General features: G+C 67.4%; 10 protein-coding genes and 1 tRNA gene. 7 read left to right on the forward strand and 4 right to left on the reverse strand.

Annotation, left to right across the window (positions count from 1 at the left end):
* The first annotated feature begins 61 nt into the window (after positions 1 to 61).
* The 3 genes from Q322_RS0110595 to Q322_RS0110605 all read left to right on the forward strand — a co-directional run bounded on the left by Q322_RS0110595 (position 62) and on the right by Q322_RS0110605 (position 5,325).
* Positions 62 to 3,250 (forward strand): AfsR/SARP family transcriptional regulator, encoded by a 3,189-nt coding sequence (locus Q322_RS0110595; protein WP_029477890.1) that lies wholly within the window; start codon positions 62 to 64, stop codon positions 3,248 to 3,250.
* A 155-nt stretch (positions 3,251 to 3,405) separates the two neighbouring features.
* Positions 3,406 to 3,858, forward strand: a complete 453-nt coding sequence (locus Q322_RS0110600; RefSeq protein ID WP_029477891.1) for a cupin domain-containing protein — start codon at positions 3,406 to 3,408, stop codon at positions 3,856 to 3,858.
* 72 nt (positions 3,859 to 3,930) lie between these two features.
* The gene (locus Q322_RS0110605; protein WP_029477892.1) at positions 3,931 to 5,325 is read left to right on the forward strand and encodes an FAD-binding oxidoreductase; all 1,395 of its coding nucleotides are present in this window, start codon (positions 3,931 to 3,933) and stop codon (positions 5,323 to 5,325) included.
* A gap of 82 nt (positions 5,326 to 5,407) precedes the next feature.
* On the opposite strand, the gene Q322_RS0110610 is transcribed toward Q322_RS0110605, so the two are convergent.
* The 4 genes from Q322_RS0110610 to purE form a co-directional block, all read right to left on the reverse strand.
* Positions 5,408 to 5,965, reverse strand: a complete 558-nt coding sequence (locus tag Q322_RS0110610; protein WP_029477893.1) for a GNAT family N-acetyltransferase — start codon at positions 5,963 to 5,965, stop codon at positions 5,408 to 5,410.
* A 156-nt stretch (positions 5,966 to 6,121) separates the two neighbouring features.
* A complete protein-coding gene (locus Q322_RS0110615; RefSeq protein ID WP_029477894.1) occupies positions 6,122 to 7,297 on the reverse strand; it encodes a VanW family protein in 1,176 nt (391 codons plus the stop codon).
* Between the two features lie 73 nt (positions 7,298 to 7,370).
* Positions 7,371 to 8,480, reverse strand: a complete 1,110-nt coding sequence (gene purK / locus Q322_RS0110620; protein ID WP_029477895.1) for a 5-(carboxyamino)imidazole ribonucleotide synthase — start codon at positions 8,478 to 8,480, stop codon at positions 7,371 to 7,373.
* The gene (purE, locus tag Q322_RS0110625) at positions 8,477 to 8,998 is read right to left on the reverse strand and encodes a 5-(carboxyamino)imidazole ribonucleotide mutase (RefSeq protein WP_415831116.1); all 522 of its coding nucleotides are present in this window, start codon (positions 8,996 to 8,998) and stop codon (positions 8,477 to 8,479) included. Before purE ends, purK begins: the two co-directional genes overlap by 4 nt.
* 53 nt (positions 8,999 to 9,051) lie before the next feature.
* Between purE and Q322_RS21745 the strand changes: the two genes are divergently transcribed.
* The 4 genes from Q322_RS21745 (at position 9,052) to Q322_RS0110650 (ending at position 13,144) form a co-directional block, all read left to right on the forward strand.
* Complete coding sequence (locus tag Q322_RS21745) at positions 9,052 to 10,263, forward strand: glutamate ligase domain-containing protein (protein ID WP_051668447.1); 1,212 nt, start codon at positions 9,052 to 9,054, stop codon at positions 10,261 to 10,263.
* Positions 10,254 to 10,329 (forward strand) — tRNA-Lys (locus tag Q322_RS0110635). Before Q322_RS21745 ends, Q322_RS0110635 begins: the two co-directional genes overlap by 10 nt.
* Before the next feature lie 328 nt (positions 10,330 to 10,657).
* Positions 10,658 to 11,908, forward strand: coding sequence for a hypothetical protein (locus Q322_RS0110645; protein WP_029477899.1), 1,251 nt, complete (start codon positions 10,658 to 10,660; stop codon positions 11,906 to 11,908).
* 288 nt (positions 11,909 to 12,196) lie between these two features.
* The gene (locus Q322_RS0110650; RefSeq protein WP_034418316.1) at positions 12,197 to 13,144 is read left to right on the forward strand and encodes an acyltransferase; all 948 of its coding nucleotides are present in this window, start codon (positions 12,197 to 12,199) and stop codon (positions 13,142 to 13,144) included.
* Positions 13,145 to 13,169 lie beyond the last annotated feature (25 nt).

Here is a 13,169-nt window from a genome sequence, read left to right on the forward strand (position 1 = left end):
TTACTGGCCGCAGGTCGTACACTGAAAGGGCCAGACTCGGGGGAGGGGGGAAGCCAGGCCCATGTCGGAGCTTGAGATTCAGCTTTTCGGTGGGCTGCACGTCGTCCATCATGGCCAGCCCGTGACCGCCCTGTGCGCCCCCCGGCAGCAGGCGCTGCTGGCGTGGCTGCTGCTGCACGCCGGAGCGCCCCAGCCGCGCAAACAGATCGCCTTTGCCCTGTGGCCCGACTCGGACGAGCCTCAGGCGCTGACCAACCTGCGCCGCGAGTTGCACCACCTGCGGCGTGGCCTGCCCGAATGCGAACGCTACCTGGAAGTGAGCGCCCAGACGCTGTGCTGGCGGCAGGATGCGCCCTGCACCCTGGACGTGCAGGAGTTTGAGGAAGCGTTGGGCAAACTGGGCCGCCAGACTCCGCCCAGCACAGCGGAGCTGGCGCGGGCCGCTGACCTGTATACCGGCGAACTGCTGTACGCGGCAGACGACGAATGGCTGGAACCCGAGCGCCAGCGCCTGCACCGACGGGCCGTGGAGGTGCTGGAAGTTCTGGCCGCGCAGCTTGAGCAGTCTGGCGAGCGGACGCGGGCGCTGACGGTGCTGGAGCGCCTGCTGGCACTGGAGCCGCTGCGCGAAAGCGCTTACGCCGCCATGATGCGCCTGCACCTCGCGGGCGGGGACGCGGCGGCGGCGCGGCAGGTGTACCGGCGCTGCGTGAATGTGCTGAAGGCCGAACTGGACGTTCTCCCTGGCCAGGCGGTGCAGGCCGCGTATGAATTCATGCAGCGCGGGGCCGCTGCTACGCCGCCCACGCCCCCCGGCGAGCTGCCGCTGATTGGCCGCCGCCGGGAGTGGCCGGGCCTGCTGCGGGTGTGGCAGCAGACCTGCGCCGGGTCCACGCGGGTGCTGCTGATCGCGGGCGAGGCGGGCATTGGCAAGACCCGGCTGGCCGAGGCGCTGCTGGCCCTGGCACTCTCTCAGGGGGCCAGCACCGCCCGCAGCCGCTCGTACGCCGCCGAGGGCCGACTGGCCTACGCGCCGATCAGCGACTGGCTGCGGAGTCCGGCGCTGACGGCGGGGGTGGGCCAATTGGGGGAGCCGTGGAAGGGTGAACTGGCCCGCCTGTTGCCCGAACTCGCGCCGTCAGCGCCCGCCGCTCCCGAACTGCCCAGCCAGGGCTGGCAGCGTCAGCGGCTGTTCGAGGCGCTTGCGCGGGCATTTCTGGCAGGCGGCGGGCCAATCCTGCTGCTGGATGACCTGCAATGGTGTGACCGCGACACGCTGGAATGGCTGCATTTTCTGCTGCGCTTTGCCCCGACTACGCCGCTGCTGCTGCTGTGTACCCTGCGTCCGGAAGCCCTGGCGGCCAACCCCGCCCTCCGCACCTTCTTGCAGGACATGCAGCAGCGCGGCGGGCTGGAGCGTATGGACCTCGGCCCCCTGACGGCGCAGGAAAGCGGGGAACTGGCCGCCTCGCTGCATCCGGCAGAGTTGTCTGCCGGGGCGCAGGCGCAGTTGTTCCAGGCCACCGAGGGCCAGCCGCTGTTTATCGTGGAGGCGGTGCGGGCGGGCCTGACGGTCAACGCCGATGACGGCTTGCTGGCCCTGCCTGCCTCCCCACGCGTGCAGGCCATCATCGCCGCGCGGCTGGAACAGCTTTCACCGGAGGCCCGCAGCGCCGCGCAACTGGCGGCCACCATCGGGCGGGCCTTTGAGGTAGAGGTGCTGCGCGACGCCAGCGACCTGGAAGAAGTTGCGCTGGTGGCCGCGCTGGACGAGTTGTGGCACGGCGCGATCATCCGTGAGCAGCCTGGTGGTGGGGTCTACGACTTCACCCATGACCGCTTGCGCGAGGGCGCATACGACGCCATCAGTCCGGCCCGCCGCCGCCTGCTGCACCGCCGCGTGGCGCAGGCGCTGGAACTGCGGCACGCCCCCGATCTGGGCCGGGTGGCCGCGCCACTGGCCGCGCACCACGAGCAGGCCGGGCAGCTTGAGAAAGCTGTCACGTTCTATCTGCGGGCGGCGGGGCGGGCCAACACCGTCTCAGCCAGTCAGCAGGCGATTGAGCAGGCGAGGCAGGCACTGAGATTGGTGGGACAACTTCCGGCGAGTGCAGGCCGGGATCAGCATGAGCTGGAGGCGCGCATCAGCCTGGCCGCTGCATTCAATGCCCTCAGAGGCTTTGCCTCGCCCGAACTGGAAACGCACCTGAATCGGGCGCTGCATATCGGCGAGAAGCTGGGCGATGAGCAGGCCATCATTTCCAGCCTGTGGGGACTGTACGCCCTCCAGATCGTGCGCGGCAACGTGCCGCTGTCGCGCCATCTGGCCGAGCGGGCGTTGGGCCTGGCTGGGGAGGACAGCGGCCTACTCACCGACTGCCATCAGGCGCTGGGTGGCGTGGACATGATCGAGGGGCAACTGGTCAGCGCCGCCGAACACTTCGGCATTGCCAACCGGCTGTATCACCGGATCGGCCACCGCCGGGTGCTGTTCGGGGCCGACGTGGGGGCCTTCAGCCTGTCCTGGGGCGCACATGGGCTGTGGTTGCAGGGCCGTGTGAAGGAGGCACGTGAACACGTCGCCCGCGCCACCGTCATCGCCGCCGAACTGGATCATCCCTTTACCGGGATGCAGACCGCCGCCTACCGCGCCATCTCACATCAGTTGGAGCGCAACGTGAAAGCTGCCTGGGACAGCGCCGAGAGTGCAGTCAGCGGCTGCCAGGAACACCAGATCGCCTATTACCACGAGTGGGGCGTCGTGGTGGGCGGCTGGGCGCAGGCCATGCGCGGCGAGGGAATTGCGGGTCTGGAACGCATCCAGCGCGGTCTGGAAGCATTGCACCAGCAGAACGCCACGTTACGCCTGCCGTACTACCTGGCGCTGCTGGCCGAAGTCCATTTGCTTCTGGATCAGCCTGAAGCGGCGCGGGCCACGCTGGACAGCGCCCAGGTGGTGGCCTCTCAGAACGGCGACGTGTGGTATCTGCCCGAACTGCACCGCCTGCATGGTCAGACCGAACCGGCGCGGGCCGAGGACTGTTTTCGCCGGGCGCTGTCGGTGGCCCGTGGGCAGGGCAGCCTCTCGCTGGAATTGCGGGCGGCCACCAGTCTGGCCCGGCACCTGCACGGAATGGACCGCACTGCTGGGGCGCTCTCCCTGCTGGAACCTGTGGAATCGGCCTTTCCCGCCTCACTCGTGACGCCTGACCTGAATACGGCACGGACGCTGCTCCACACGCTGTCCTGACCTTTCCCCGAGCGCCCATGCGAACGCTTTACGAACGGCCCGAATGTCAGGTTTGGACCACGGAAAGGCCAGCAGCACGGGCCAGCAACACCAGGCTCAGCGGGCTGGGGGTTCTTTCAAGCTCTACCCCCTCCGTTTCCAGGAGATGATCTGTGATGTCTGTTCCCCGTTTACTGTCCCTGACCGCCTGCGCCGCCCTGCTCTCCGTCAGCCTCGCCTCCAGCCAGGCCATGAACGCCGACGCCCTGAAGTGGGGGCCGGTGCCCGCCTTCCTGCCACCAGGAGCGCAGATTGCCGTGATGGACGGCGATCCCGGTAAGGCCGTGCGGATCACGCTGCGGCTCAAAATGCCTGCCGGATACCAGATTTCGGCGCACTGGCACCCCACCCAGGAGGATGTCACGGTCATCAGCGGCAGCCTGAATGTGGGCATGGGCGACGTGCTGAGCAAGACGGGCACCGCTGTCCTGCAACCCGGCGGCTTCGTGGCTCTGGGTGCCAGAATGAACCACTACGTTTGGACCGACGAGGCAACGGTGATTCAACTCCACCTGAACGGCCCCTTCGAGATCACGTACGTCAATCCGGCCCTTGATCCGAGGAAGTAGTGCGCCATGCCCCTCCCTGACGCCACTGATGAAATGTCAGGGGTGGGGCACCTCATCCCACAAGGAGAGCACATGACCACCTTACAGACCAGACCCGAAGCACTGGACCTGAGCGCCCTACAAGCCTCGGTGCGCGGCGAATTGACCGGCCCCGACAGCGCGGACTACGACGAGGCCCGCACCCTCTACAACGCCATGATCGACAAACGTCCGGCCCTGATCGTGCGCTGCACCGATGTCGCCGACGTGCAGGCAGGCCTGAAATTTGCCACTGAACATGGCCTGAGGGTTGCCATTCGCGGCGGCGGTCACAACGGCGGTGGCCTGGGCAGTGTGGAGGGTGGCCTGGTCCTTGACCTCGGCCCCATGAACGGCGTGCGGGTGGACCCCCAGGCGCGCACCGTGCGCGTGGAAGGCGGCGCAACCTGGGGTGGGGTGGATCACGCCACCCACGCCTTCGGGCTGGCGGTGCCGTCGGGCATTATTTCTACCACTGGCGTCGGTGGGCTGACGCTGGGCGGCGGGTTGGGCCACCTGTCTCGCAAGTACGGCCTGACCATTGACAACCTGCTGGAAGCCGATGTGGTGCTGGCGAGTGGCGAACTCGTGACCGCCAGCGCCGAGCAACACAGCGATCTGTTCTGGGCCATCCGGGGGGGCGGCGGCAACTTCGGCATCGTCACCTCGTTCCTGTTCCGGGGGCAGCCGGTGGGCACCGTCGTCGGCGGACCCACCCTGTGGACGCTGGATCAGGCTCCAGAGGTGATGCGCTGGTATCAGGACTTCATCCGCCACGCCCCCGAAGAACTGACCGGCTTCTTCACCTTTCTGACCGTGCCGCCCGGCCCGCCCTTTCCCGAAGAATTGCACCTCCAGAAGATGTGCGGCGTGGTGTGGTGCTACACCGGCCCGCAGGACAAGGCCGATGAAGTCTTCGCGCCCATCCGTGAGTTCGGACCACCTGCCCTGTACGGCATTCAGGCCATGCCCTTCCCCGCCCTCCAGAGCGCCTTCGACGGCCTGTATCCGCCGGGCCACCAGTGGTACTGGCGGGCGGACTTCGTGAAGGAGCTGAGCGACGAGGCCATTGAGAAGCACCTGGAACACGCCCGGACCCTGCCCACCATGCTCTCTACCATGCACCTGTATCCCATCAACGGAGCGGCGCAGCGCGTCGGGCAGGACGAGACCGCCTGGAGCTACTGCGACGCCACCTGGGGCATGGTCATCGTGGGCGTGGATCCCGATCCGGCCAACGCCGGGATGATCAGGGACTGGTGCGTGGGCTACTGGGAGGCGGTGCACCCGTACTCGATGGGCGGCGCGTACGTCAATATGATGATGGACGAGGGCCAGGAGCGCGTACAGGCTGCCTACCGGGGCAATTACGAGCGCCTGACCCGGATCAAGGGTAAGTACGATCCAGACAACGTCTTCAGCGTCAACCAGAACATCCGGGCGAAGTAGGCGTCGCTCCCTTCCCCCTCTCTCGTCGGGAGAGGGGCTTTGCTGGGTCTGGTGGCTACCGCACCATGCTCAAGACTGGTGGCTACCGCACCATGCTAAAGATCAGCGTATCGCGCAGCCGTGCCGGATCGTTCGCTGCCACCGCGTCGTTTCTGAGGGTGGCGTCCAGCGTGTAACCCAGGTTCCGGGGAATCCGGGCGCTGCGTTCGTTGGCACTGTCGCACCGGATCTCAATGCGGCGCAGGCCCAGCGTTTTCAGCCCGAACTCGGTCAGCGTCCCGGCCACCTCCTGCGCGTAGCCCTGGCCGCTGTGGGCGGTGGCGATCCAGTACCCGATCTCGCCCCTGGGCACACGCCAGTCCAGGGCGTGAAAGCCGCTGCTGCCGATCAGTTCCGTTCCTGCCGCGTTCCAGATCAGCAGGCGCAGTTCCTCGCGGGCGGCGTAGCGTGCGGCGGCCCCGCGCAGGTTCTCGGCGGTGCCGGGCAGATCGAGCGGTTGTTGCGCCCAGACCATCCACTGCTGGAGTTCGGGCAGCGAGGCGCGAACCGCAGCGTGGACCGCCGCCGCGTCCTGGGGCCGGGGAGCGCGCAGCAGCAGCCGGGGCGTGCGGAGTTCGCCGGGGACCTGTGGGGCGGTCATGGAGAACAGGATACGGGGACCCCCATTACGACGCCCTGCCTGACCCCTCTACCCCCACGAGCGAGGGGACCCCCACGAGAGCGGGGCGTTGCGGAGCACCGGGGCCAGGGGTCGCCGGACAGGCCACCACCTCAAACAGAGTGATGTGCCTCTCCCTCAATTTAGCCGCGCGTCCGCCGGATTCACACCGTACACCGCGCCCCAGGGCTGATAGACGCTCTTGAGGGTGTCCGTGCTCACTGTCTTGCCGCCCACCTTGACGGTGCGCGTGATCACGCTGGTCATGCCCTGCATCTCGGTGTCCAGCAGGCGGCGGCTGCCAGCGGCCACGCGGTCATCCGGCGTGTAGCTCGGCGCGGCGGGGGCAAGAAAGTCGCTGATCACCGGATCGCTGACCGTGACCTCGCGCCCGGTGTTGGCCCCGAAGACATCGAAGCGTAGGCTCTGCTCTTTGCGGTTCCAACTGGCCTGGATGAACAGGTGCGCGCCCGTGTCGTTCTTGACCTTCAGGTTCTTGGACGGCGCGTACACCGTGGCCTCGAAACCCACCGGATCGTAGTACTTGACGCGGTGGCTGTGTTCGCTGCGGTCCGTGACGGGCAGCCCGGCGCTGTACAGCGCCCGGAAGATGGTGGTGCTGACCTGGCAGATGCCGCCGCCGTCCTCCTTGGCCAGCGTGCCGCCGCTGATGATGAAGCCCGGCACGAAGCCGGTGCTGGCGTCGATCTGCCCGATTTCCTCGTTAAAGTCGAACTCGTGGTCCGGCGCGATAAAAAAGTTGTCCAGTTTGTTTGCGCCCACCAGAATATTCTTCTCGCGGAAGTCCAGGCTGCCCGCGTAACTGCTCTTGCCGCCAGCGACATGCCAGAGCACGCCGCGCTGCGCCAGCACTTTCACGCTGCGCTGCGGCACGACGCGCTTGAAGGCCACCCGCGCCTCGTTTTTGCCCCCCCCGATGGCCTTTCGAATGTTGTCCTTGGTGCCGTCGCGGTCAAAGATCCAGCCGGTCTGATCGGTGGCGATCCACTGGCCGCCCACGTTCTTGAAGACGGCGGGCAGCGGCTGGTGGGCGTTGACCTGCGCCTCGACCCTGTCCAGGGTGGGCATCAGCGTGCTGCTGAGCTTGTCGTATTTTTTGCTGCGCTTGATGCCGTCATCTGGCAGCGTCCAGCTCTTGGCGAGGATGGAGGTTTTTAACTCGCCCTTCTGGATTTTGCTCTGGTTGTCCACCAGAATCAGCTTGAAGGGCCTGGGGCTTTGCGCCTCCTGCGCGCGGGCCGCTGTTCCCAGCGCGAGCAGCGGCAGGAGCATGGACAGCAAGGGGCGTTTCATCCCCCCAGCTTACGGACAGGCCGCGACGGACCGTGAAACGCGGCTGACAGCGCATTTATTTAATGGGGGTGATTCAGGGGATCAGTGTTTCGAGCTGGGACAGCCGCGCCCGCAGCGTCTGTTCGTCGGCGGCCACCAGGTTGACATGCCCCAGTTTGCGCCCGGCCCGCCACGCCTTGTGGTACAGGTGCAGCCGCGTGCCAGGCAGCGCATCTATGCCCGCCCAGTCCGGCGTTTTGCCCTCCGCTCCGACGATGTTGACCATCGCGCAGGGGTGAAGGGGCCGCCAGTCGGCCAGCGGCAGGCCCAGCACGGCGCGCACCTGCGCCTCAAACTGGCTGATGCCGCCGCCGTCCTGGGTCAGGTGGCCGCTGTTGTGGACGCGCGGGGCCACCTCGTTGACCAGCAGGTCGCCATCCGGCAGCCCAAAGAACTCCAGCGTCATCAGGCCTTCCAGCTCCCACGCCCCCGCCACCCGCCCGGCAATTTCGCGGGCCTGGACTTCCTGCGGGTCACCCTCCAGAAAGAGGCTGGTCAGCAGAATGCCGTCTCTGTGGACGTTCTCGATCAGCGGGCCGAACGCCAGCGCTCTGTCCGGGCCGCGCGCCACAGCCAGGCTGACCTCGCGCTCAAATTGCACGAGTCCTTCCAGCAAGCAGGGCACGCGCCCCAGGGCGTTCCAGGCAGCGCGCAACCCGTCCAGATCCGACACGCGCGCCTGTCCCTTGCCGTCGTAGCCCAGTTCGGAGGTTTTAAGGATGCCCCTTCCGCTGACCTGCTCCAGTGCGCCACCCACCTCGGCCTCCGTCTCGATGACCACGAAGGGAGCGGTCTGTACGCCTGCTGCCCGCAAGGCCTCTTTCTCGCGGGCGCGGTGCTTGCTGCGTTCTAGGAGTGCGCGTCCAGGACGTACCGGAACGCGGTCTTCCAGCGCCGTTAGTGCCTGTACAGGCACGTTCTCGAATTCCAGCGTCACGGCGTCGCACCCGGCCAGCACGTCCAGGGAAAGCGCGTCGGTGTACGGCGCGTGCAGGTGCGTGGCGCACAGCCGCGCCGGGGCCTGCGCGTCCGGCTCCAGCACGCGCACGCGCACACCCAGAGGTAGGGCGGCCAGCGCCAGCATCTGCGCCAGTTGCCCACCGCCCAGAATGCCCAGGGTGAGCTGCGGAGCATCGGCGGTCATTCCGCCCCCGCTTCGGGATGGCCCTCAAAGAACGGATCGTCCAGCACGGCCTGCGTCTGTTGCTGGCGGAAGGTGTTGAGCCGGTCCCGGACCTCTTCATCCCCTGTGGCGATCATGGCGGCGGCGAACAGCGCGGCATTTTTGGCCCCCGCCGCCCCGATGGCGAAGGTGGCGACGGGCACCCCGCCGGGCATCTGCGCGATGCTGTACAGGCTGTCCAGGCCGCTCAGGGCGCGTGACTGCACCGGAACGCCCAGCACCGGCACGCGCGTAAAGGCCGCCAGCATCCCCGGCAGGTGCGCCGCGCCGCCCGCCCCGGCGATGATGCACGCGAGGTTCAGTCGCTCGGCCCGCGCCGCGTAGCTGGGCAAGAGTTCCGGCGTGCGGTGGGCCGACAGCACCCGCACCTCGTAGGCGATCTCAAGACCGGCCAGCACCGCCAGTGCGGCCTCCATCGTGGGGAAGTCGTTGCGGCTGCCCATGACGACGCCGACGCGGGGGGACAGTGTTGCGCTCACGCCCCGCATGCTACCCGCCCCGTCCCCTACCCGCACGCGCTAGCCTCTGGGCTGTGACTGCGCCGCCCGATTACGCCTGGCTGTACTCGCGCACCCGCGCGGGTCGGGCGCGGGGGCCGCAGGGGGCACGGGCGCTGCTGGACCTGCCGGCCCCGGGTGGGCTGGGTTCGCCGGACACCCGATTCCAGTCCATCCGGGTGATCGGCACCAACGGCAAGGGCAGCACCTGCGCCATGCTGGAAGCGGGCCTGCTGGCCGCCGGGGCGCGGGTGGGCCGCTTCACCAGTCCCCATCTGCACGCCTACGAGGAACGCGTCCGGCTGGACGGCGTCAACCTCGGTCCGGCGCGCACCCATGCGTTTATCGAGTGGGCTAAAGTCCACGCCCCCGACGCCGCCTTCTTTGACCTGACGCTGGCGCTGGCCTGCCAGGTCTTCGCCGAAGGCGGGGTAGAGGTGGCCGTGATGGAGGCGGGCGTGGGCGGCCTGAGCGACGCCACCCAGACGCTGACCAACGTTGCGGCGGTGGCCCTGACCAACGTGGACCTGGACCATACCGGGGTGCTGGGGGCGACCGTGGCCGAGATTGCCCGCGACAAGGCAGGGGCCGCCCGGCCCGGCGTGCCGCTGCTGACCACCGCCGTCGGCACGGCGCTGGAAGTGGTGCGGGAGGTGGCCGGGGCCACAGGTGCGCCGCTCCTGACGCCCCAGACCCAGCCGGAGCTGTTCGCGCTGCCCCACGCGCCCCGGCTGGCGGGCGCGCACCAGCATGCCAACGCCGCCCTGGCCGCCGCCACCCTGCGGACACTGGGGTACGGCGCGGGGGTGGAGGCGGCCCTGAAGGCCAGCCATCCCGTCCGACTGGAACGCCTGAGCGTGGACGGCAAGACCGTGCTGCTGGACGGCGCGCACAACCCGCACGCCACCCGTGCGCTGGCGCTGGCCGTGCCAAGAGCCGACGTGCTGCTGTTCGGCAACCTGGCCCGCAAGGACACTGCCGCCACGCTGGAGCCGCTGCTGGCGCTGGCCCCGCTGCGGGTCTTTACCGCTCCTGGTGATCTGGCAACGCCCCCATGGGAACTGGCGGCGCGCTACGGTGGCACGGCCTGCCCCGATCCCGCTGAGGCACTGGCCCACGCGCTGGCGCTGACCCCGCCCGGCGGCACGCTGCTGGTGGCGGGCAGCCTGTATCTGGCGGCGGGTGCGCGGGCGCAGCTTGACAGGCCCAGGGAACTTGCTATACTTTCTTCCGCTCTGGATCGTTAGCTCAATTGGCAGAGCAGCTGACTCTTAATCAGCGGGTTGTAGGTTCGATTCCTACACGATCCACCACATGATAAGCCTCGCCCAGTGCGGGGCTTCTTGTTTTTCATTTCGAGCTGTGCCATTCCAGGCTCTTTTTCTTGAGCGAAAGGAGCGTCTGTATCTCCTTTCCCCAGATCGCCCGCAGCCCTGCTTGCCCTCCCAGCGCTGTGCAGAAGCCCCCGGCGATCACTGGATGCTGGTCCAGACCTGCCGGATACTGGTACGCGGCGTTGGGCGCGTGGGAGAACGGTACACGGGTCCCCCTCTCCCGCGCTATCAGAGGCCCGGGCGGCGGATAGATATGGGCCACCCCAACAGCGTCCCAAACGGTTAAGATAGGGCCGAGGTAAACAGTTTGAATCACGCGTCCATCCGGGCTGTCCTGACAGCGACACTGGTACTGGGGCCGGGCCTGAGCGCTCTGGCGCTGAACTCGGCGACCCCTTCACTGCCTGGCCCGGCGCTGGCCTACAGTGACCCACTGGTGATCCGCAAGGGGGGCACGTACCGGGGCAACTGGCAGAGCCTGGACCCCAGGGTGCCGGTGATCACAGTCGCCACGCGCGAGCCGGTGGTTATCGAAAATTCCAACCTGCGGGGACGCGGGGACCTGATTCGCGGCTCCAACGTCGACCTCACGGTGCGCAACACCAGCGGCTACGGCCTAAATCCGCAGGCGGACCGGGCCTTTCCGGGGCGGTTTCTGGCCGTCGAGTTCATCTTTAACCTGCGGGCCGAGAACAATTACTTGCAGGGCACGTCCGGCATGTATGTCAACCGGTTCCAGGGAAACGCGGCCAGGGGCCAGACCATCAAGATCCTGCGCAACAAGGTGCTGGACGTCGATGGCCGCTACGTGGACCGCACGGGCCGCCTCACCGGCAGCCGCTACCTCGTGCAGGCGGTGCAACTGAACCATGTCGTCGGCGTGCCCAACATTGAAATTGCCTGGAACGAGATAGTGAACCAGCCCGGCAAGAGCGCGCCCGAGGAGAACATCAACCTGTACGAGAGCAGCGGCACGCCGGACAGTCCCATCCGCATTCACAACAATTACATTCACGGGGCCTACGCCGCCGACCCGCTCAAGGACAAGTCCTATTCCGGCGGCGGCATCATGCTGGGCGACGGGAATGCGCAGGACCTGTCGGTCGCGGGCGGGTATATCGAGGTCTACCGCAACCAGATCATCAACACCTCCAACCAGGGCGTCGCCATCGCGGGCGGACATGATCAGCACGTCTGGCAGAACCGCATCCTGTCCACGGGCCGCCTGCCGGGCGGCGAGATCATTCCCACGGCGAATGTCGGGGCCTACATGTGGGACATCAAGAACGGCGCGCGCCAGTCTCCGCCCACCTTCTTCAACAATTCCATTCGGGACAACCTGATCGGCTGGACGCGCTTTAACAGCGACGGCAACACCTGGTACAACAACCTCTGGACCCCCAGTTGTACCCGCGCCACCCGCAGCGTCTGCGGTGGCAACCGCGCCAGTGCCGTCAATGGCGAGACCGAACGCGCCGAGCTGGCGCTGTGGCAGAGTAAATTAAGGGCGGCCAGGGTGATCGTCGGCCCCTCGCAGCCGCCGAGTGCCCTGAAGTAGTCAGTGAGGCGGAGGAGCGGCGTCCTGAGCGGAGTCAAGGGCCACCTCATGGGCTGTCCCCAGAAGTTCTCCGGCTTCACCCGGCAGAACGACTCATCTGATAAATCCTCGAAACTGGTGTTGCGGGCGGCCAGCGCTAGGCCACCACCGGAACCCGGAAAACGTGTATCGGGGACGGAATTCATGGGCGGGCGCGGTGCCGGTGTCTGAGCGTCGCGGACGCAACACGTATGATTCGTCCGCACAACCCCACTTTACTTTTCACAGTATGCGGGTACAGTGTCGGGCGTGACTTGGCTGAGACCGGTAGACATCGCGGGGGACGCCCAGGCCGCGTACACCACCTTTCTGGACGATCTGGACGCCCGCCTGAGCGATCCTGCCTGTGACCGCCATGCCCTGGCGCGCGAGGTGCTGGCACAGGCCATGTATGGGCGCAGCTACGCCGATCTGCTGGGCGACGCGCCGCTGGCCGCCCTGAATCTGGACGCCCGCAACGTAACTTTCGAGGCCGAGTACTACCTGGCCACCGATCCTGAGAAATTCGCGGCGGTCAAGCCGCTGCTGTGGCTGTGGAGAGGGCTGGACCTGACGCCGGTGGGCCAGAACCCGGTGCTGGCCATTCCGCTGCGGCGCATCCTGGCCGGGCGGATTTTCAAGCGGGTGGGCCGCAACTTCAGGTGCTGGCAGAACGTGGAATTCAGCGTGGGCTACAACATGGAGGTCGGCGACGACGTGGTGGTCCACCGCCATGTGCTGCTCGACGACATCGGCGGTATCGAGCTGCACGACAACGCCAGCGTCAGCGATTATGTCAACATCTACAGCCACACCCACAGCGTGCTGGATGGCCCGGACGTGACCCTGCGGCGCACCGTGATCGGGCGCGGGGCGCGTATCACCTACCACAGCACGGTGCTGGCCGGAAGCGTGGTCAGCGACGACGCCCTGCTGGCCACCCACGCCCTGCTGCGCGGCGACATCGAGCCGCACGGCATAGCCATGGGCCTGCCCGCCCGCACCACCCGGTTGAAACTGCGCGAACCCGGCCAGATGGGTGGCCTGGTCAGCGGTATGGGCGGCGGTATGGGCGTTGATGCCCGCACCTACCCCCGCACGCCAGACCGCAAGGCCAACCCTCAGTTTCCAGACCCCACCCCCAGCCAGACCCGCAGGCCGGATGAGGCCCCGGATGAATTTCAGCGCCCGGCGAAGCTGGTCGTCGGCGAGCGCTGAGGCAGCGTGTTCAGCGCAGGCGCTT

The sequence above is a fragment of the Deinococcus frigens DSM 12807 genome (assembly GCF_000701425.1).
GTDB classification, from domain to species: domain Bacteria; phylum Deinococcota; class Deinococci; order Deinococcales; family Deinococcaceae; genus Deinococcus; species Deinococcus frigens.

Excerpts from the sequence above, each read along its gene's own strand:
- Q322_RS0110595 (WP_029477890.1), top strand. The coding sequence starts at position 62 with ATGTCGGAGCTTGAGATTCAGCTTTTCGGTGGGCTGCACGTCGTCCAT.
- Q322_RS0110600 (WP_029477891.1), top strand. The coding sequence starts at position 3,406 with ATGTCTGTTCCCCGTTTACTGTCCCTGACCGCCTGCGCCGCCCTGCTC.
- Q322_RS0110605 (WP_029477892.1), top strand. The coding sequence starts at position 3,931 with ATGACCACCTTACAGACCAGACCCGAAGCACTGGACCTGAGCGCCCTA.
- Q322_RS0110610 (WP_029477893.1), bottom strand. The coding sequence starts at position 5,965 with ATGACCGCCCCACAGGTCCCCGGCGAACTCCGCACGCCCCGGCTGCTG.
- Q322_RS0110615 (WP_029477894.1), bottom strand. The coding sequence starts at position 7,297 with ATGAAACGCCCCTTGCTGTCCATGCTCCTGCCGCTGCTCGCGCTGGGA.
- purK (WP_029477895.1), bottom strand. The coding sequence starts at position 8,480 with ATGACCGCCGATGCTCCGCAGCTCACCCTGGGCATTCTGGGCGGTGGG.